Raw genomic sequence first — 20553 nt, 5'->3', positions numbered from 1 at the left:
GGAGGAGTTATGGCTTCGCTTGAGCAGAGAACGGCGGCTGCGCCGAAGGCCGATGAGCGCGTCAAACAAGTAAGTTTTCTGACACATATGATGCGGCGGCCTGAGCTTGGTGCCGTGGCTGGCCTTGTTCTCGTCATCGTCTTTTTCTTTCTCACCGCCGACCGTACCATGTTCTCGCTTTCCGGCCTGATGACCATCATGGCGCCAGCATCGCAATTGGGGATTTTGGCCATTGCGGCGGCCCTTCTGATGATCGGCGGCGAGTTTGATCTTTCGATCGGCTCGATGGTGGCCTTTGCGGGACTGATTTTCGGCGTCATCCTCACGAATTTCGGCCAGCCGCTTTCGGTTGCCATCGTCATGACGATGCTTTTTGCCGCGTTCATGGGGGCGATCAATGGGCAGATCGTCATTCACACGCGCCTTCCGTCCTTCATCGTGACCTTGGCATTCCTCTTCATTCTCCGTGGCTTGACGCTCGTCGGCCTGAAATGGGCGACCGGTGGCTCGACACAGCTTCGCGGCATCGGCGACCGGGTCAGCGACAGTCCGCTGCTTGGCTTCTTTTCCGGCGATGCGCTGAAGGGCGCTTTTGTCTGGCTTGCCGATCATGATCTTATCGACAAATTCCCTAACGGCATGCCGAAGGTCACGGGTATTCCGGTATCGGTATTATGGTTCGTAGCGCTTGCGCTGGCTGCAACCTGGGTCCTGCTGCGTACCCGCATGGGCAACTGGATCTTTGCCGCCGGTGGTGATCCCAACGCTGCAAGAAATTCTGGTGTCCCGGTCCACAGGGTCAAGACCGGCCTGTTTGCGCTGACGGCATGCGCGGCGGCGCTGGTCGCCATCATCACTGTGCTCGATGCCGGCTCGACTGACGCCAGACGCGGCTTTCAGAAAGAGTTCGAGGCGATCATCGCCGCCGTCATCGGCGGGTGCTTGCTGACCGGCGGCTATGGTTCGGCGATCGGCGCCTTCTTCGGCGCGATCATCTTCGGTTCGGTCTCGATTGGCCTGACCTATACCAAGTTCGACTCCGACTGGTTTCAGGTCTTCCTGGGCTCGATGCTGCTGCTGGCCGTTCTCTTCAACAATTTCATTCGCCGCAAGGTTACCGGGGAGCGCTGATCATGTCTGATGTCCACAAGCAAACGCCGATCATCGAAGTGACCGACATCATCAAACACTACGGCTCCGTGATTGCGCTCAACGGCGTATCGATGCAAGTGTCGGCCGGAGAGGTACTTTGTCTCCTCGGAGACAATGGCGCGGGTAAATCCACTTTGATCAAGACGCTCTCCGGCGTTGTCCGCCCAAGCGGAGGCGAGTTCCTCGTCGATGGCAAGCCGGTCAATTTTCGCAGTCCGCGCGATGCGCTCGATGCGGGGATCGCGACCGTCTATCAGGATCTTGCCATGATCCCGCTGATGTCGATTACTCGCAATTTCTTCATGGGGCGGGAGCCTCGCAGAGGCTTCTTCCCCTTCCGCCACCTCGACCTCACGCATTGCAACAATGTCACCCGTGAAGAGATGCGCAAAATCGGCATCGATATCCGTGACCCTAATCAGGCAGTAGGTACTCTGTCCGGAGGCGAGCGCCAATGCGTTGCCATTGCACGTGCAGTCTACTTCGGCGCCAAGATCCTCATCCTCGATGAGCCGACTTCGGCGCTCGGTGTAGCGCAAACCTCGATGGTGCTGAAATACATCCACCAGGTTCGACAGAATGGATTGGGCGTCATTTTCATCACCCACAACGTCCGACATGCCTATGCGGTGGCGGACCGCTTCACCATCCTCAATCGCGGCCAGACGCTTGGCACCTTTGCCAAGGCTGATATCGCGATGGATGAGCTGCAAAACCTCATGGCCGGCGGCAAGGAACTGCAGCAACTTTCCGAAGAGCTCGGCGGCACGATCTAATCCGCACGCTTCCAAGGCGGCGACCGGCCGGCTCTCAAAGACCGCCGCCTTTCACTCAATCATCAACATGGAATACGGTCATGAACGACGGCTCGTCGAATGCCTCATCCCCCTTCACGCTCGCGGTCTGCGCCGAGATGGTCTTCAAGTCGCTTCCTGTCGTCGACAGGCTCAAGCGCATCACCGAACTCGGCTTTCACGCCGAGATCTGGGACTGGACGAAACATGACATCGCCGCACTTGCAAGATCAGGAGCGACCTTCTCGTCGATGACGGGCTATGTGACCGGCACGCTCGCCGATGACGAGGGCGCCGACGACTTGCTGCGAACCGCGAAGCGATCGATCCCGATCGCCAGGGAAATCAACTGCCCACGCCTCAACCTGCATGGGACCGGTCTCGACGGTCAGGGCCTGCCCCTGGTCAAGGCCGACAAGGTGACGGGCGCCATGTGGCTCAAGGCGCGCGATACGCTCAACCGCATCGCCGACCTCGGTGAAAAAGAGGGTGTCACCTTCGTGCTCGAAAACCTCAATGAAGCCGTCGATTACCCTAAGACACCTTTTGCCAAGGCGGAAGACACGCTTGCTCTCGTTTCGTCGGTGAACCGACCGGCGTTGAAGCTCAATCTCGACCTCTATCACGCCCAGATCGGTGAAGGAAATCTGATCGAATTATGCCGGCGCGCTCTGCCCTATATCGGTGAAATCCAGGTGGCGGATGTTCCCGGCCGTATGGAACCGGGCACCGGAGAGATCAACTACAAGGCAATCGCCCGCGCGCTCAAGGACATGGGCTATCGCGGCACGATCGGCATGGAGGCCTGGGCCTCCGGCGATGACGAGACGGCGCTTGCCCGTTTCCGCGACGCCTTCACGGTTTGAAGATTTCGATAGTCAACACTTACATATCATGGAGAGATAACAATGATCAAATTTGGAGTGATCGGCGCCGGCCGGATAGGCAAGGTGCATGCCGCGACCATCGCGGCGAACCCGAAGGCGAACCTCGCTTACGTGGCCGACGCTTTCAAAGCATCGGCAGAGGCGCTTGCGGCACAGACGGGTGCCGAAGTTGCCGACGCGGAGGATGTCATCAAATCCTCAAGCGTCGATGCGATCCTCATTGCGACGCCGACGCCCAGCCATGCCGATCTGATCGAGGCGGCCGCGAGGGCCGGCAAGGCAATCCTCTGCGAGAAGCCGGTGTCCCTGTCGGTCGAGCGCATCAATGCCTGCCTCGATGTCGTCGAGAAGAACAAGTCGACCTTGATGATCGGCTTCAATCGCCGCTTTGACCCAAACTTCGCCAGCGTCGAGACGCGCCTGCGCCGCGGCGATATAGGCGACATCGAGATCGTGACGATCACCAGCCGAGATCCCACGCCGCCGCCGGCCGATTACGTCAAATCCTCCGGTGGTCTGTTCCGCGACATGATGATCCATGACTTCGACATGGCCCGTTTCCTCATAGGGGAAGAGTTCGTCGTCGTGAATGCGCTCGGATCGTCGCTCGTTGACAAGTCGATCGGGGCCGAGGGCGATGTGGATACCGCGGCCGTACAGATGCAGACGGCTTCCGGACGCATTGCCGTCATCACCAATTCGCGCCGGGCGACCTACGGCTACGACCAGCGCATCGAAGTCCATGGAGCTGCCGGCATGCTTGCGGCGAAGAATATCCATGCAACCAGCGTCGAGCTTTCCAATGCGAGCGGTGTCAGCGGCGATCCCGTCCAATATTTCTTCCTGGAACGCTACGCCCAGGCTTACGCCTACGAGATCAATGCCTTCATCGATGCGATCGACAGCGGCGACCGCTCGCCGAAGCCCGGCGGACTTGACGGGCTTCAGGCTCAGAAACTGGCGGAGGCCGCCACCGTGAGCTGGCAGACGGGCAGACCGGTGCAGGTCGATTAACAAGCTTCGATGCGATGCGGCCATGTTCTCACATCGCCGCATCGCCACCGGTGATGACGTGCTGCCCCGAGACATGCGTCTGGATCGCACCGGGATTACTGAAGACGGTTCTTTGGAAGGTGAAGCGCAATGCTGCAGGATAGAAATCGCCGTCCTCCCGCGACACTGCAGGAATTGAAGTACCTGATCGCCAAACGGCAGATCGTCTTTCCCAGCAGTCTCGAGCAGGTCGCGAGGCAGATCATAGAACGGCCGGAAATGATTGCATTCGAAAGTGCCGCTGCGATTGCGCGCAATTGCAGGGTTTCTCAAACGACGGTTCACCGACTTGCACAGCACATTGGGTTTCAAACATTTGGAGAGTTTCGCGCGATTATAAGAGATCATCTTCGCAAGATTTCCGAAAATCATCGCTAGGGGCTAGAACGACGGATACAGAAGGTTGCGATCTACATGAACAAGGCCCTGTTCAAACGCACGAGATATTCCGCAATGCGATTGCTCTTCGTATCGCCAGGCTTCTTTTGAACCGCAGCGGCGGAAAGGTCTCGCCGCTTTGGCAATTTTGATCTTTCCCCGGAGGCGAGTGCATCGGGCATGCCAATTCTAGTGAAGTCCGTAGAGTATACGGGCGAGCCCGATTGTTGGCACCACGATTCCGAAATTGCTCCATCATCGACGGCGTCGAACCCCCTATCGCCAACAAGCGCCATGGCGACATGTCGATCACGTTCATTTCCGTTGCAACCGGACCCGGGTGGCCGGCAGGTTTCCCAATCGGGCGAGAGTATCCGAGCCGATAGCGCACCAAGCCTTTGCAACAGGTCGGCCGAGTTGTCTGAAATACTCAGACACTCTCGACCTCGCCTGCTTCTATATCGGCAATCTCGGTGTCACGCATGGGTAGTGGTTAAACGTATCGATCACCACCATGTCTTCCGGAAGTCCAGCTAATCGAAATGCAATGAAGCCTGCCCGCCTCAGGCAACCACCTCCGGATGATCGATTGTGTCAGGCCCGCGAGTTTGCCACTCTATCCCCAGGTTCCGCCAAGGGTCGAATATGCACTCAGTGAGATAGGGGTCGCCTTAGGTCCATCAATGGCGGAACTCATCGATTGGGTTTTCAGGCGGCGTGACATGCGTCGTTCGTCGCCTGGGCCGAACGTAGATATAGCCCGGAGCTGACAGGCGCCTCCGTTGGATGCGTCTAGGGATTGCGGCTTCTTGGCAGGCACCCATGAAGCGTGAGCTGGAGGGGGCGAAAGTTTTCACCCACTCCGTTGATCTTACTCAGCGAGTTCGCGCATGACCTTGATGAGGTCGGACTTGCCCTCGAAGCCGATGCCCGGCAGTTCCGGCATGGTGATGTGTCCGTCGATGACTTTCACGCCATCCGGGAAGCCGCCATAGGGCTGGAACAGGTCCGGGTAACTTTCATTGCCGCCGAGACCAAGCCCTGCCGCAATGTTGAGGGACATCTGGTGGCCGCCATGTGGTATGCAGCGAGAAGGCGACCAGCCGAATTGGCGCAGGACATCAAGGGTCCGAAGGTATTCCACGAGGCCGTAGGACAAGGCGCAATCGAATTGCAAGAAGTCGCGGTCGGCACGCATGCCGCCATAACGCAGCAGGTTGCGGGCATCCTGGTGGGAGAACAGGTTCTCGCCGGTTGCCATCGGGGCGTCGTAAAACTCGGAAATTGCCGCCTGCAGGGCGTAGTCGAGCGGATCGCCGATTTCCTCGTACCAGAAGAGCGGGTAGTCGCGCAGCATCTTGGCATAAGCGATGCCGGTCTCAAGATCGAAGCGACCGTTGGCATCCACCGCTAGCCGGGCCTGGGAGCTGATCTCTTCGAGGACAGATTCGATACGACCGCGATCCTCATCGATTGATGCCCCGCCGATCTTCATCTTCACGACGTTATAGCCACGGTCGAGATAGCTGCGCATCTCCTTGCGAAGCGCGCTGTTGTCCTTACCCGGATAGTAGTAACCGCCAGCCGCATAGACGAAAACCTTCGGATTGGCTTCCCGGCCCTTCAGTTCTGCAAGGTGGCGGAAGAGCGGCTTGCCCTCGATCTTTGCAACCGCATCCCATATCGCCATGTCGAGGGTACCGACGGCGACAGACCGCTCGCCATGCCCCCCGGGCTTCTCGTTCATCATCATCGTCGCCCAGATTTTGTGCGGATCGAGATTGGTGCCCGCGTCATTCATCAGGCTTTCCGGGGAGGCTTCGAGGATACGGTCCTTGAAGCGCTCACGGATCAGGCCGCCCTGGCCATAACGACCGTTCGAGTTGAAGCCGTAGCCGACAACACGGCGACCGTCACGGACGACGTCGGTGACGATGGCAACCAGGCTAGCCGTCATTTTGCTGAAGTCGATATAGGCATTACGGATTGGCGAAGCGATTGGCTTCGTAACTTCGCAAACATCAAGGATACGCATAGCATTCTCCGTTCGGTACTTGTTCGATGTGTTTGTTATCGGGACGCCAGTTCGGCGGGTGATGCGGTGATGTTTCGGGGACGTTCGCCGCGCTGCTCGGAGATGACAGCGGCGACCGTCTCCTGGTCGAGAGCGCCTTCCCATTTTGCGATCGCGATGGTGGCGATGCCGTTGCCGATCAGGTTTACGACGGCGCGGGCCTCGTTCATAAAGCGATCGACGCCAAGCAGAAGGACAAGACCGGCGACCGGAATGGCATGGAAGCTAGAGAGAGTTGCCGCGAGGGTGACGAAACCCGCTCCCGCGACGCCTGCCGACCCCTTCGAGGTGAGCAGCAGAACGCCCAGGATGACAAGCTGGCCTTCGATCCCGAGCGGCGTGTTGGTCGCCTGGGCGACGAAGACGGCGGCCATCGTCAGGTAGATGCAGGTGCCGTCGGCGTTGAATGTGTATCCGGTCGGCAGCACCAGTCCGACCACGGATTTCTTGCAGCCGAGCTTCTCCAGCTTCGCCATCATCCGCGGCAGTACGGCTTCCGACGAGCAGGTCGCAAGCACGATCAGGATTTCGTCCTTGAAGTACCGGAAGAAATGCAGCAACGGGAACCCCGACCAACGGGCGATCGATCCGAGGACAACGATCACGAACAGGGCCGACGTCAGGTAGACGCCCAGCATCAACTGCCCGAGAGCCCAGAGCGAGCCGACGCCGTATTTTCCGATCGTATAGGCGACCCCGGCGCCGGCGCCGATCGGCGCCAGGCGCATGATCATGCCGACGATCCGGAACAGAGCCTGGAGCAGGGAATCGAAGAGATCGACGACGGGCCTGGCTTTCTCGCCGAGCTGGACAAGTGCGCAGCCCATCAGCACGGCGATCAGGATGACCTGAAGCATTGCGCCCTTTGCAAATGCATCGACCATCGTTGTTGGGATCACGTTCATGAAGAACTCGATGACGCCGCCCTGTTGCTGGGCAGTCTGCTGGTAGATTGAGATCGTGCTGGCGTCGATCTTGCTTGCGTCGATGTTCATGCCGACGCCGGGCTGCATGATGTTGACGACGATCAGCCCGATAACGAGCGCGATCGTCGAAACGACCTCGAAGTAAATCAGAGACCGTGCGCCGATCTTTCCGACCTCCTTGATGTCGCCCATCTTGGCGATGCCGAGGACGACAGTGCCGAAGATGACCGGCGCAAGCAGCATCTTGATCAGTTTGATGAAGCCATCGGCCAAAGGCTGCAATTTCGTGGCGATATCGGGAGTAAAAAGCCCGAGGATGATACCGACCCCGATGCCGATCAACACCTGTATGTAAAGCTGACTCAACAGACGTTTAGCCATTGGTCTCTCCTCCCTGTTTAGATGCGTTCCTCCGCACAGGGGCATGTCATAAGGACAAGGGAGGCACCTCGTCCAATGCCGATACGGGCTCTATTGGTGCCGTTTTGGCATAGCGAAAACTGAACATTGCTCTCGGGCGCCAGCATTCATCTTGATTTCGTGGGGGAACTGGATGTATCTCGGTGCGGTGGCGGCATGGCTCACTGAGGTATGACAGGATGGAGACTGTTTGGCTGGCCGACCTTCAGGCTCTGGCAGAAACACTGAATTTTTCCCGTGCGGCCGAAAATCGCAACGTCACGCAGCCAGCGTTTGGCCGTCGTATTCGAGCCCTGGAAGAATGGTGTGGGTTGGAATTGGTAGATCGATCCACGCACCGCCTGAAGCTGACGGCAGCGGGAGAAATAGTGCTGGATGCGGCCAACGATGTTGCCAACCGACTGGAACGGGTGAGGCAAGACCTGGATCGTACACGGGTAGATTCTTCGACAGTGACCTTCGCCGCGACCCACGCGCTGTCATTCGTGTTCTTCCCAGGCTGGATACAAGGCCTCGGGCATGTCACCTCGACCATGCCTATTCGACTGTTGTCCGATAACATGAACGAATGCGAGAAGATCATGTTGGAGGGGCGAGCCCAGTTTCTCCTGTGCCATTACCACGAGAACAGCAAAATTCGCCTGGACGCGGCGGACTTCAAACATGTCGAGCTGTCGACAGATCGGCTAATTCCCGTCTGTGGCAAGGATGGGAAAGGTGGTGCGCTTCATCATCTGCCCGGTACGCAGGAGGCTCCGGTTGCCGAGATTGCATTCGAAGAGAAGTCCGGCATGGGGCGCATCCTTGCCTCGAACCTGTCGTCCAGACTCGGCGAGCTTCATCTCAAAACAGTCTTTACGTCCCATCTTGCGATGGTGCTAAAAGCGTTGGCAGTCGATGGGAAGGGTGTGGCCTGGATACCCGAAAGCCTTGCTGCGGACGAACTGGGGCCAAAAGGCCGGCTGACGAAGGCTGCGTCGGATGAATGGGCCGTTAGCGTGAAGATCGTTCTTATCCGCCCTCGAAAGCGGATGACCGCTATTGCGGAGGCGTTTTGGGAGCTGATCTAGAAATTGGCTGATCGTGATGCTGGTCACGAGCACGACTGTCATCGGCCTATGAAAATCAACGATGGGTGCGAACGCGTCAGCCTCGAAGTCCAATTCCGTTATTCTTGATCCTCACCTAGGCGCTCGCGTCGAGCGCCCCGGTTGGAATCAATGCCAGGAGATGAAATAGCTCGGAGCTATGCTCACGGCGGGGCCGTTTACTCATAACCTCACGAACTTCAGGTTTCAGACGACGCGGTCAACGCATTCTCGAGCAACACTCTGGCTGCATCGCGGATTATCTTGACAAGTCCAGGATCGGGCGTCGATTGCGCCATCACAATCGAGCCCTGGATGAGCGACAAGATCTGGATCACGGCTTTTTCGGGGTCGCTCAATGCCAGGGGCTCGATGAGTGAGGCAACGAATTCATGCAAGGCCTTAAAATAGAAGGCGATGGTCGTCTGTACGTCAGGGGAGTTAGCCTCCGGTCCAAATTCGGCCAGCCCCTTCACGAACGGACAACCACGGAAAGAGGGCGAACGGAATGGTTCGTCTAGCTACTTCCGCCTGCAGCATCGTGTTGACGTTACGCAAACTGTGGCAACCCGTCGTGTATCTCGTACCACTCAGCCTTCGAGGCGACGAAATAATGTGCGGCCGGCGGCGCCGGCAGCGGCGTATCGAGCGTCCCCAACCGCAAACGCACCACCTCCGGCATCGTATCGCGGCGACTTATGATCGGTGAACCGCAATTGGAACAAAAGAAGCGTTGGACACCTGGCAAAGAATCGAAGGCCTTCAACGACGACTCGCCCTCGATGATCACAAAGTCGCTGGCCGCAACGGCTGCATTGGTCGCAAACGCGGTTGCAGTCGCTTTGCGACATCGTGAACAGTGGCAATAGATTGCTGGACCAAGATCTCCGCGAACTTCGTATTTCACCGTGCTGCAGAGGCAACTGCCTTTATACATAGTAGCTCCTGTGACTGAAGGCCTGCACTGGATCAGCTTCCGCCCGAGCTGTCGCGATCAATCCGTTGAGGATCTGCCTGTTACGACCGACGGTGTCGCGCATAGCCGCCACGACATTTTATCCCAGCCGGGCCAGATACAGCACCGAGCGCTTCGGGAAGCTGCTCCTTGCGCCGGTCACGGCCACTCCCTTATTGCGCATCACAGATCCCTTGATCGTCGGATAATGGCAAAACTTTATACCGTTCTGTCTGCCTAGGCAACTAAGTATACAGGCCTGTCTGTCCGCACTCATGCCCAGCGTTCAACCAGCATTGGTACCAACAATGCGATCCGAGATCGCCCAATCCGGCGGCTTACTCCAGACCGCTATCGCCATTGAGCCGAAGGCGGAGACAATCCTCCCAGACGATCTAATCCCGCAGGCGAACTTGTGCTGTCGATCGATCCTTCGTGCAGGTACGAGGTCAGCAATGCCGTCATGCCGGCGATCGCGGAACCGTGGTCAAATGGTCAGTTCGAGGAACAGGTCAACACGCTCAAAATGGTCGAAAGGCATGTACGGCAGAGCCGAGATCTAGCGGCTCAAAGTTCGCCTAATCGGCGCGGCGTGACGGTATGTTCCATTACCAAGACTGCGTCAAATCCATACTCCACACGAACACAGGTTCGGACGATCCATTGAAACCGCCTGAGGCAACGATCGCTTTCGGCGAGTGGACGCTGGCAAGATCCCAGTCTAGCTGCGAATATTTGTGTCTCCATCGCTTAGATGCGGCAACCGTTCGTGAACGGTTTCGATAGGCCAGCTCTTCAGAAGAGAATAACACAGCTTCTCGACGTTCCTCGGTTTATGGCGGGCACACCAGCTAACGGCAAAACTGAACTGACGAAGCTGGATCCTAGTTATTTCCTCTATTCACCCCAATCGCCCGAGGCCACAAAAAACGAGACATGCGTTGGTCGAATTGCTTCGATGGAGATCAAGTCGGGTATGGTATTCACGTAATTACGCCGCGTGCCGGCCACGGCACACCCATCGGCGAAGATTTCGATGATGCCTCGATCATGGATGATCCGCAGGTCCGTTAGAATCGGTGTCGCAACCCCGTATTGGATGGACCCATCATCTTGTGGTAGTCTTACCGACAACTTTTGTTCCCTGACTGAAACAACAAACGACAGGTCGCCCGATTGCGTCGCGACAATCTCGATATCGCTTAGATCGCCTTGTAGCCTTATGTCGACAGGTTGTGCTGGCAGATTATAGACGGCCGACTGAAGAGATTCGGTTAGGAAAAGCGTGAACGCAGATTCGGACTCCTTTGCCGGCTTCATGCAAATCCTGTCGTGGTCATCCAGGAATAGCTCTCTTGGCAGGGACAGTTCCCCTGAGTACGGCGAGCCAACAGGCTTTCGGAATTCCCAGTTGAAGAGCCATGCGAAGGCAATCTGCCTCCCGGCCGCCGAGAAGCTTTGCATGGCATAGAAGTCAGTCCCAAAATCAAGGAGTTGCAACGTACCAGAGCCAGGAATGAAACGATCGTCTTCAAAGTCGCCAACCAGGCCGTAAAGAAGATTATGTCGTCCGCTTTCGGGTTCGAGATGGCCGACGAAACCCATGATCAGTACCCATTTGCCGTCGATCGGAAAGAAGTCCGGGCACTCAACCGCCCTGGCACCTTGAGCACGAAAATGCGAGGGTGCCCGATAGAGCGGGCCCAAATAGCTCCATTCCAACAGATCGCCGGAACCGTAAAGCAAGACGGCCGGGTCGCCGTGCAGGGAAGCGCCGAGCACCATACGGTAGGCCCCGGCGGTGTCATCCCACCAAACCTTCGGATCGCGAAAGTCGTGCTCGACTCCCTCAGGCCGATCTTCCAATACGGTCACGATGCCTTCCGCCTTGATCATCCACCGATCTGGGCGGGCGATTTTCTGAATTTCCCGATAACCCTTGAAAAGGTCGTAGGCTGGCAGGCGTTCGGTGTAGAAAAACATCAAGCGTCCATCTCGATCCCGAAAGGCGTTGCCGGAGAACGCGCCGCCTGTTGCGCCGAGACGCCACAGGTTCTGTTCTGGATGCAGAAATACCGGCATGTGAAGCCACTTGATCAGATCGCTGCTGGTCGCATGTCCCCAGTGCATTGGCCCCCAATCACTGCCGCAGGGATGGAATTGATAAAAAAGGTGCCATAGCTCGCCGATCTTGCAGAGACCTACGGGGTCGTTCATCCAATGCCGGATTGGCGAAAAATGAAGCGCGGGCCGATCCGTATCTGACCGAAGCCATTCTTCAATTTCCGCACCGGTGCGTTGAAGTATTTCTTTTTCGGAAAATTCAAGAACTGTTATACCAGTCTCGTTCACGATGTGAGGCTGATAGGCATAGGCCCAAAGAATAGCGTCCGGCGAATTGGTGACAATAGTGACCTCGCAGGCTTCCCTGTGATGATACGTGAAAAACTCCGGATGGGACGCAAATGACATGGCCTGCCAAACTGCTTTCCCATCAATGTCGATACGAAAAAAGCCGTCGCCGGCGGCCCAAAATTCCAGGCGGCACCCTGAAGGCAGGAACAGGCTTTGCTTCATCAATGGGCCATCTTCCCGTTTTCCATTTGGTTCGTCATGAACAGAACTCCGAATAGTCGTTGAATTCTCAGACTGTATTGCGAAGGTCGATCTAAATTGAAACTTTGCCGACTATTGCGTGGGGAACTGGAGTGCCCCGGAATGCATTCATCGTTGTGTCAATTTCAACCTGTTCGTCATTGCCCGAATCCAGGATCGTGTTCCGTACCGACCCCTTTTGGACCAGCACTGCCGTTACTTCGAGCGTCTCCAAATTGTTTGTTGAAAGCAACGCTCCCACCTGCGTGGAAAAACAGGCGCTGTTCGGTGCATCACTGATTTGCGAGATTTCGGTTGTGGCCACAATGTGATTATTGGCTATGTAGTTGCCACTCCCGGAAACCACATTAATGATCACCGGCTTTACTCCGAGAGGCTTGAGATATTGAGTGTCGATCGTTTCTGAAATGTGATTGGCGATGACCGAATTGTTGCTGCCAGCGATGTGCAAAAGTCCGAACAGGTCATCGAGGCCGTTATCGTACTTCTGCATGGGCGCCCACGGCTCGCGATCTCGCAAGAAGTGATTTGAGGACACAAGATTCTCGCAGCAGTTATCAGTAAAGACCAGCATCCCTGGGTAAAAGGAATGGAATCTGTTGCCCGTAATCGAGGAACGCACTACGCCAGAAAAATGGACGCTACTGGATCCTCGTGGGAATACGTTGTTTGAGGCCACCAGAATGCCCCCATAATTTTCTGCGTAAACAGAATATCCCTGATATCCGGCTCCGACAAAGTTATTGGCTATTCTAGAGGCCTGGCCCATGCCCTTCAATTCGATACAGTTGCCGCACTCTGCAATAAAATTGTTATCTATTGCCAGCGCATCTGCATCATGAACAGTAACGCCATGCTCCAGATAGATAAGACCCATCCCCGTTATTCGGAATGAGTCATTGGCGCTACCTACATAGATCCCAGTCTTGCCATTCCTGTATGTATTTTCCGCATCATTTTGCCCCGAACCATCGTCAATGAAGTGTAGGCCGTCGATGCAAAAATCGGCGAACTCCACGGAGCTTATGCGAGGATTTCCGGGGCGCTTGACATAGAACGCAGCTCCAGCGGCCTCACCGCCAGCGGTCTCAGGAGAAATGTCCACAAGAATGCGGCTACCGCCGGGCCATACTTCGCGCCAGTGTGCCAGCTCGTTTTTGGGGGTGTTGAACCGGATGCTCGAGGACGTAAATCCGTGGCCAGAACCCACAATTTTCAGATAGCTGACGTCGATAACAACCTGAGTGACCAGCCGATAATCGCCTGGAGGTATATAGATAACTGCGCCGGGCTTTCCGCCATCATTCAGATCGCTAACCTGCTGTCTGCTTTTGATATCGGCAATGATGCTGTTGATGACCGCGCCGATATCCTCATGAGGGTTCCCTGCGGGATATGTTGTTACATCGTACCGGTTTTCGCTAACCATTGTTAATGTCTCCTTGGACATTGCTTACTCCGCAGCGAGAGTAGACTGATGTTCTCGATTGGCCTGTTCTCGCAAACCGCGTGGAAAATGCGTTTAACCGGCTCTCCCGTTGAGTCTGCTCGTGGCCGAACCATCACCAGATGCTGGTGCGGGTTGCCGGTTCAAAGAAGTGAAGTTCTTCGGCATCGACAGCGATGCGCGCCATATCACCTGAGCGCACCGTGCTCTTCGGCGAAAAACGGGCCACAGCAGCTCTTTCGACTCCGATATCGGCGCTGGCGTCAGGGTCGCCGGCATCCACCCAGGGCGCGTCGATATTCAGATGCACCATGGATTCGGAACCGAGCGCCTCGACAAGGGCGACCGGGGCCGAGATCTCGGCCGAAGAGGGCCGGGTTGCGGCATCGTTCATATGCTCCGGCCGGATACCGACAATGACCTGACGGTTGGACGCGCCGTGGAGCGAGGGGCGGTCTTCGAAAACCCGATCAGGGATTTTGAAACTGCTGCTACCCAGTGTCAGCGTCCTCCCATTCAGAACGGCCTCATACAAGTTCATTGAGGGCGATCCGATAAAGGCGGCGACAAAAATATTGTCAGGACGATTGTACAGGTTCTGTGGTGTATCGACCTGCTGCAAGACGCCGCCTTTCATGACAGCGACGCGGTCGCCCATTGTCATCGCCTCGACCTGGTCGTGGGTCACGTAGATCGTCGTGACATTCAGTTTTCTTTGGAGACTGGCGATCTCGGCGCGCATCTGCACGCGCAGCTTGGCATCGAGGTTCGACAGCGGTTCATCCATCAAGAAAGCCGCCGGTTTGCGAACGATCGCTCGCCCCATTGCGACACGCTGACGCTGACCCCCGGAAAGAAGTGCGGGCTTGCGGTCAAGCAGACTTGTTAGTTCAAGGATGCCTGCCGCTTCTTCCACGCGACTGGCAATCTCGGTCTTCGGCAGACCCGCCATCAGCAAGGGAAAAGCAATGTTCTCCCGCACAGTCTTGTGCGGGTAGAGTGCATAGGACTGGAAGACCATGGCGATGTCGCGGTCCTTGGGGTCCACATCGTTGACTAACCTGTCACCGATCCTGAGTTCACCGCTCGTAATGCTCTCCAGGCCGGCGATCGTCCTCAGCGCCGTCGACTTTCCACATCCCGACGGACCCACGAAAACCATGAATTCGCCATCCCTGATATCGAAGCTCAGATCATGCAAGGCATGAAAGCTGTTTCCATAAACCTTGTTGATATTGCGCAGCTCTATACCGGCCATGCCTTTGCCTCCCTCATCCTTTTACAGCGCCGAAAGTCAGGCCGCCGACGATCTGTTTTTGTAGTGCGAGTGTTACGATGATGACGGGCAGCGAGTAGAGGACGGCTGCAGCTGTCATCGCCCCCCAGGCAAGCCCATAGACCGAATTGTATTCGGCGATGACGATCGGAGCTGTCTTGGTGGCCTCCGACGTCAACAGCAGTGCGTAGAGGAACTCGTTCCAGCTTGTGATAAAGGTAAAGAGCGCGGTGACCGCTATCCCCCCTGTCATCACCGGCAGGATAATCTTTCGAAACGCCTGGAAGCGTGTGCAGCCGTCCATGCGCGCCGCCTCTTCGAGCTCCTTCGGCACACCCTCGAAGAAGGCCGACATGAGGAGGAGTGCCAGCGGTACGGCGGCCGACGTGTGAGCGAGAACCAAGCCAGGAATCGTGTCGAGCAGACCCAGCGACTTCAAAAGCTGGAACAGCGGCACACCGAGCGACACCGACGGCACCATGCGGGTGACCAGGGCAAAGAGCAGGAAAAGCGTCGTGATCCGGCGCCGGTACTGGGTCGCGACATATGCGGCAGGCACCGCCACCAATAGCGATAGAGCAGTCGTCAGCACCGCTACGGTGAGGGAATTGACGAAGGCTTTCGGTAATGTGGAGGATTGCAGGACCTCCCGAAAATTCTCGAACGATACAACCGCTGGAAAGAAGCTTGGCGGGATCTGCTGGACATCGGCCGCTGGCTTGATAGAAGTCATGAGCAAATAAATGTAGGGTATCGCGTAGGAGAGAACGAGCACGAGGGCAGCTGCGTTGATCACGACGCCGCTCATATTCAGGCGGTGACTTCTAAGCATGGACGGGTCTCCAGATCTTCCAATAGGCGACCGCCGCCAGAAGCATCATGACGATGAGAAACAACGTTCCAGATGCTGAAGCCTCGCCGAGATCGCCGAAACGTACCATGCGCTGGTAGATGTTCATGGAGAACACTTCCGAAGCGTGGCGGGGCCCACCCTGCGTTTGTATCCAGATCAGGTCGAACGTCTTGGCTGCATCAACGCCACGAACGATCACGACGACAGCGATCACCGGACGCATCAGCGGCACGGTGACGTGCCAGAACCGCTTGAGTGCGTTCGCCCCGTCGATGCGAGCCGCTTCCAGCAGGTCTTTCGGGATATTCGTCAGGCCCGCATAAGAGACAAGCGCGACGAAGGACGTCGTCAGCCAGATGTCGGCGAACGAGACCGCGTATATGACGATGTCCTCGTTCGACAGCCAGGCGATCTGACCGGGATCATCGATCAACCCCAGGCTAGTCAGCCCGTAGTTCAAAATGCCGATATTGCCGACCAGAAGAAACCGCCACAGCAGGCCCGCGACAATGGGCGGGACCATCAACGGTAGAGCGAAGATCGTACGGTGCCACCGCGACTCCCCCGTCATGCCTGAAAACAGCAGCGCGGCACCAAAACCGAAGGTGAACTCGAAGAACAGGGCGAAGACCGAATACTGAAGTGTCCGCAGAGCGCTCTCCGCGACCCGTTTCGACGTCAACGCGTCGACATAGTTCTTAAGTCCAACCCATTCGCGTATATGAGGCGTGATTGTATCGACCTTGAAAAAGGAGTCGAATACCAGGAGCCCGACCGGGTAAGCGACCAGCACGCCGAGGATGGCGAGTGCAGGCGCGAGCATGTAGAGTACAAATCGGTCTTCACCCGACATCTCCGTCTCCGAAAGCTAAGGGGGTGAAATTCACCCCCGAAATGTTGAGGAATGGACGAGGCTAGTTGAGAATGTCCTCGATCGTTTCCTTGGCTTCGGTCAGCACTTGCCCGATATCGGCCTTGCAAGTGAGCGCCTGCTGGAGCGCCGGCAGCACAGCTTCATCCACGATTTCCTGATATTTTTCGTTTAGCGGCCGACCTTGGGTCGCAGGAGCACTCAGCGTCTCAAGAAGCGGGGGGAAGTGCTCGTAACCCTGTTTGCCGGCATAGCTGCGATAGGCTGAATTCGTCGCGGCGAGGCCGAGCGGGGCCTCGATGCCCAAGGCGTTGTTTGCGATCGCGTAAGCGATGAACTTTTTCGCGGCGTCCTTGTGTTGGGACGCCGAGGGGACGACGTTGTACCAAGGCCCGGGAACAGCGGCGATCCCGGCGTCACCGGCCAGCATCGGCACTACGCCGACCTTGCCGCTGACCTTTGAATCCGGAGGCGTCATCTTGTAGGCATGCGCCCAGAACTTCATCATCGCCGTTTTGCCTTGGTAGAACAGGTTCTGGGCCTCGCCCCAGCCGATCTCATTGACGTTTTCCGGGACGGAATGGTCGGTACAGTGCGGCGCAATATAGAACTCGAGCGCTTTCTTGTGCGCATCGTTGTCAATGATAACCTGCCCATCCTTGTCGAGGATTACGCCTGGGGAACCCGCCTGCAGCACATGCGCCATCCATTCCTCTGAGAAGGTGCCGATGGTGTCAGTCCCCCAGAAGTCGATCTTGCCGTCACCGTCGGTATCGCGGGTGAAGAATTTTGCGATATCGCGCCATTGCTGCCAGGTCTTGGGGGGCGCGAGGGGATAGCCATACTTTGCCTGGAAAGCTTCCTTTTCCTCCACCTTGTCAAACAGGTCCTTGCGATAGAACACGATCTCGGCATTGGCCCAGGCAGGCATGCCAATCAATTTGTCGCCGACCTTTGCGTCCGCAAGCAAGGCAGGTGCTAAATCCGCGCGAACGGCATCGGTGAAAAGTGCCGAGAGGTCCTCGACATGGCCCGCGAACTTCGCATTCCATACGACGTCGATCGTCACGACGTCGAACGCGGAAGAGCCTGAGGCGATTTCGGCAGAAAATTTATCGAAGACACCCTGGTAGGGAACGACGGTGAATTTCACCTTGATGCCGGTCTCAGCGGTAAACTTTTCGGCGACGCTCTTCTGCAGCATCTCGCCGCCGCCCTCCACCAGGATGTTGATGGTTTCGGCATTGGCAGTCGCGACCATGAAAACCAGCGAAAGTGCGCTGGCGCAGAGCAATTTTTTCATCGATTCCTCCCTTCGGCTCGCCGCACTGGCATTGAGCCCTCCTTCTTGCGGTGAACATAATCCCCGTATGACGACGTTGTCAACGTCCAATGTCGACGTTGTCATAAAAACATGTCGACGTTGTCATGCGTCTGGTTTACAACAAATATCATAAGGAGATTGGTGGGCATGGTCAGTATAGTCAGTGTCGCGAAAGTGGCTGGGGTTTCGAACAAAACTGTTTCTCGCGTCATTAATGGCGAACCGTATGTGACGGAGGAAACCAGGGAGAGGGTGGAAAAGGCCATTCGAGACCTCGGATACGTGCCAAATATGGCGGCGCGCCAGATCCGTTCGAGCCGGTCCAACACATTTGGCATCATCACCGACTATGTGTCGACGACGCCTTACTCGGTGGATATCGTTCGCGGCATCCAGGATTGGGCAAATGCCAACGGGAAAACCATCCTGATGGCAAACACCGGCGGCGTTTCCGAACGGGAAGCGGAAATCTGGAAAACGTTTCAATCCCATCGGATTGACGGCGTTCTTTACGTCACGATGTATCATCGCATCGTGGACCCAGAAACCGGGAATGTCGGCATCCCCACGGTGATGATCAATTGCAGGCCTCAAACGAACGAATTGTTTCCCTCGATCGAACCTGATGACTACCAGGGTGCGCAGGATCTTACGCGCTATCTGCTTGAAAAGGGCCATCGAAGGATCGGCTACATACGGCTCAACCCGATTTTGTTGGGGGCCGAAATGCGCCTTGACGCATTCCGCCAGACCACGTGGGAATTCGGCGTTTCGGAGAGTGACCTGTCCATCCGTCTCGGTATGGAAGGGCCGGTTGGTGCTGAGAAGAACTATGTTTTTGAGGCGGCAACAGAGCTGCTCCAGCAAAAAGACCGCCCCACCGCAATCATGAGCGGCAACGATGAGATGGCGATCCAGATCTATATTGCAGCCTTGACACTGGGTCTGCGCATTCCGCAGGACCTCAGCATCGTCGGGTTTGACGATTTTCGCACGGTATCCATGGCACTCAAGCCGGAGTTGACCACCGCGGCATTACCTTATTATGATCTCGGCTTCGAAGGAGCGAAGTGGTTGAATGGCTTGCTCTCCGACGCCATGATTCGTCCCAGCAGCCGTGTCGTTCCCTGTAAATTGGTCGAGCGCGCTTCCGTCTGTCGAACACAATAAAAATGGATGCGGCTTGTCTATTCGCGCGTATGGGTGTGGCATCGGTTCAACCTGTGGCGTTGTTGCCTAATTGAACTAGCAAGGAAACAAACGAGCGTGCGATCCGCCGTAACGCATCGAAAAACCGTCTTCAGCAATGGGTGAACGGTGTTTCTTGCCTCATGTGCAAAATCACTTACCGCAAACATTCATCGAAGGATACCGGTATGATCATCTGCTGCGGAGAAGCGCTGATCGATATGCTACCGCGCGAGACAGCGGTCGGAGAGATGGCATTCGCACCCTATCCCGGCGGCGCGATCTTCAACACCGCCATCGCGCTCGGTCGACTCGGCATTGCCACGGGGCTATTCACCGGCCTGTCGAGCGACATGTTCGGCGATATCTTGCGCGCCACGCTGAAATCCGGCAATGTCGATTTCGGCCCCAGCGCGACCTCGGATCTTCACACGACGCTGGCATTCGTCAAGCTCACCAACGGCTCTGCCACCTACGCCTTTTTCGACGAGAACACCGCCGGCCGCATGATCACGGAAGCTGACCTACCGACGCTCGGCGATTCCTGCGAGGCGCTGCACTTCGGCGCTATCAGTCTAATCCCGGAGCCGTGCGGCTCGACCTATGAAGCCCTGATGACGCGAGAACACCAAAAGCGTGTCATCTCCTTCGATCCCAATATCCGCCCCGGTTTCATCAAGGATGCGGAGGCCCACAAGGCACGCATGCTGCGCATGGTGGCAATGTCGGATATACTCAAGCTCTCTGATGAGGATCTTAAGTGGTTCGACGAAGAGGGAAGCCACGACGAACTGGTCGGCAGATGGCTGCAGCGCGGACCCAAGCTCGTCGTCATCACCAAGGGAGCAGAAGGCGCCGATGGCTATACGTCGCACGGCAAGGTATTCGTTCCGGGTGAGAAGGTGACGGTGGTTGACACCGTTGGCGCGGGCGACACGTTCGACGCGGGCGTTCTTGCTTCTCTGAAGATCAACAACTTGCTGACCAAGGCGCACGTCGCGCGCCTGAGCGAAGACGCCGTCCGCGACGCCTTGACGCTGGGTGCCCAGGCAGCAGCCGTGACGGTCTCTCGGGCCGGAGCGAACCCGCCCTGGAGCTATGAGCTCGGGCCCAACGGACACCTGAAATAGAGCCGATCCGCAAGGGCCGTCACCTAGACGGGAAATCGGTGACATTGACAAAGAGAATCACGAGCTGATCTGGTTATTACACCAGATACCATGTTTAGCTTGGTGGACGTTTCGATGCCGA

Annotated in this window: 18 protein-coding genes and 1 pseudogene; 9 read left to right on the top strand and 10 right to left on the bottom strand. The window is 56.8% G+C overall.

Features of this window, described 5'->3' with window-relative positions; all coding sequences use genetic code 11:
* Positions 1–9: 9 nt before the first annotated feature.
* The 6 genes and pseudogenes from GA0061103_RS30260 to GA0061103_RS30230 all read left to right on the top strand — a co-directional run.
* The gene (locus GA0061103_RS30260) at positions 10–1131 is read left to right on the top strand and encodes an ABC transporter permease (protein ID WP_092587968.1); all 1122 of its coding nucleotides are present in this window, start codon (positions 10–12) and stop codon (positions 1129–1131) included.
* 2 nt (positions 1132–1133) lie between these two features.
* Positions 1134–1928: an ATP-binding cassette domain-containing protein gene (locus GA0061103_RS30255; protein ID WP_092587967.1), complete on the top strand. Its 795-nt coding sequence runs from the start codon at positions 1134–1136 to the stop codon at positions 1926–1928.
* A gap of 80 nt (positions 1929–2008) precedes the next feature.
* Positions 2009–2812 carry a TIM barrel protein gene (locus GA0061103_RS30250; protein WP_092718249.1) on the top strand — a complete coding sequence of 268 codons (804 nt, stop codon included), beginning with the start codon at positions 2009–2011 and terminating at the stop codon, positions 2810–2812.
* 42 nt (positions 2813–2854) lie between these two features.
* Positions 2855–3847, top strand: coding sequence for an inositol 2-dehydrogenase (gene iolG / locus GA0061103_RS30245; protein WP_092587965.1), 993 nt, complete (start codon positions 2855–2857; stop codon positions 3845–3847).
* Between the two features lie 129 nt (positions 3848–3976).
* Positions 3977–4264 carry a MurR/RpiR family transcriptional regulator gene (locus GA0061103_RS30240; RefSeq protein ID WP_092587964.1) on the top strand — a complete coding sequence of 96 codons (288 nt, stop codon included), beginning with the start codon at positions 3977–3979 and terminating at the stop codon, positions 4262–4264.
* Between the two features lie 614 nt (positions 4265–4878).
* Positions 4879–5034: pseudogene (locus tag GA0061103_RS30230) on the top strand (winged helix-turn-helix transcriptional regulator); the annotation flags it as partial.
* A gap of 101 nt (positions 5035–5135) precedes the next feature.
* Here the strand turns inward: GA0061103_RS30230 and GA0061103_RS30225 are convergent.
* Both GA0061103_RS30225 and dctA read right to left on the bottom strand, forming a co-directional pair.
* Positions 5136–6299 carry a mandelate racemase/muconate lactonizing enzyme family protein gene (locus GA0061103_RS30225; protein ID WP_092587961.1) on the bottom strand — a complete coding sequence of 388 codons (1164 nt, stop codon included), beginning with the start codon at positions 6297–6299 and terminating at the stop codon, positions 5136–5138.
* A 35-nt stretch (positions 6300–6334) separates the two neighbouring features.
* On the bottom strand, positions 6335–7645 hold the full coding sequence (gene dctA, locus GA0061103_RS30220; protein ID WP_092587960.1) for a C4-dicarboxylate transporter DctA: 1311 nt from the start codon (positions 7643–7645) through the stop codon (positions 6335–6337).
* A gap of 218 nt (positions 7646–7863) precedes the next feature.
* Here dctA and GA0061103_RS30215 point away from each other — a divergent pair, with 218 nt between their 5' ends.
* Positions 7864–8754, top strand: coding sequence for a LysR family transcriptional regulator (locus GA0061103_RS30215; protein WP_092587959.1), 891 nt, complete (start codon positions 7864–7866; stop codon positions 8752–8754).
* A 218-nt stretch (positions 8755–8972) separates the two neighbouring features.
* On the opposite strand, the gene GA0061103_RS30210 is transcribed toward GA0061103_RS30215, so the two are convergent.
* The 8 genes from GA0061103_RS30210 to GA0061103_RS30175 form a co-directional block, all read right to left on the bottom strand.
* Positions 8973–9248 (bottom strand): hypothetical protein, encoded by a 276-nt coding sequence (locus GA0061103_RS30210; protein WP_425349563.1) that lies wholly within the window; start codon positions 9246–9248, stop codon positions 8973–8975.
* A 74-nt stretch (positions 9249–9322) separates the two neighbouring features.
* Positions 9323–9709 (bottom strand): GFA family protein, encoded by a 387-nt coding sequence (locus tag GA0061103_RS30205; protein WP_173412799.1) that lies wholly within the window; start codon positions 9707–9709, stop codon positions 9323–9325.
* 915 nt (positions 9710–10624) lie between these two features.
* The gene (locus tag GA0061103_RS30200; protein WP_092587958.1) at positions 10625–12304 is read right to left on the bottom strand and encodes a glycoside hydrolase family protein; all 1680 of its coding nucleotides are present in this window, start codon (positions 12302–12304) and stop codon (positions 10625–10627) included.
* A gap of 91 nt (positions 12305–12395) precedes the next feature.
* Positions 12396–13772, bottom strand: coding sequence for a NosD domain-containing protein (locus GA0061103_RS30195; protein ID WP_092587993.1), 1377 nt, complete (start codon positions 13770–13772; stop codon positions 12396–12398).
* Between the two features lie 133 nt (positions 13773–13905).
* Positions 13906–15048 (bottom strand): ABC transporter ATP-binding protein, encoded by a 1143-nt coding sequence (locus tag GA0061103_RS30190; protein WP_092587957.1) that lies wholly within the window; start codon positions 15046–15048, stop codon positions 13906–13908.
* A 13-nt stretch (positions 15049–15061) separates the two neighbouring features.
* Positions 15062–15898, bottom strand: coding sequence for a carbohydrate ABC transporter permease (locus GA0061103_RS30185; RefSeq protein WP_092587956.1), 837 nt, complete (start codon positions 15896–15898; stop codon positions 15062–15064).
* The gene (locus GA0061103_RS30180; RefSeq protein ID WP_092587955.1) at positions 15891–16772 is read right to left on the bottom strand and encodes a carbohydrate ABC transporter permease; all 882 of its coding nucleotides are present in this window, start codon (positions 16770–16772) and stop codon (positions 15891–15893) included. Before GA0061103_RS30180 ends, GA0061103_RS30185 begins: the two co-directional genes overlap by 8 nt.
* Positions 16773–16833: 61 nt before the next feature.
* The gene (locus GA0061103_RS30175) at positions 16834–18093 is read right to left on the bottom strand and encodes an ABC transporter substrate-binding protein (RefSeq protein ID WP_092587954.1); all 1260 of its coding nucleotides are present in this window, start codon (positions 18091–18093) and stop codon (positions 16834–16836) included.
* 168 nt (positions 18094–18261) lie between these two features.
* Here GA0061103_RS30175 and GA0061103_RS30170 point away from each other — a divergent pair, with 168 nt between their 5' ends.
* The gene (locus GA0061103_RS30170) at positions 18262–19284 is read left to right on the top strand and encodes a LacI family DNA-binding transcriptional regulator (RefSeq protein WP_092587953.1); all 1023 of its coding nucleotides are present in this window, start codon (positions 18262–18264) and stop codon (positions 19282–19284) included.
* A gap of 206 nt (positions 19285–19490) precedes the next feature.
* Complete coding sequence (locus GA0061103_RS30165) at positions 19491–20432, top strand: carbohydrate kinase family protein (RefSeq protein ID WP_092587952.1); 942 nt, start codon at positions 19491–19493, stop codon at positions 20430–20432.
* The last annotated feature ends 121 nt before the right edge of the window (positions 20433–20553 follow it).

The sequence above is a fragment of the Martinezella multihospitum genome (assembly GCF_900094585.1).
Taxonomy (GTDB): domain Bacteria; phylum Pseudomonadota; class Alphaproteobacteria; order Rhizobiales; family Rhizobiaceae; genus Rhizobium; species Rhizobium multihospitium.
The sequence above is the reverse complement of the archived record's forward strand: the minus strand, read 5'-3'. Positions and strand labels throughout refer to the sequence as shown.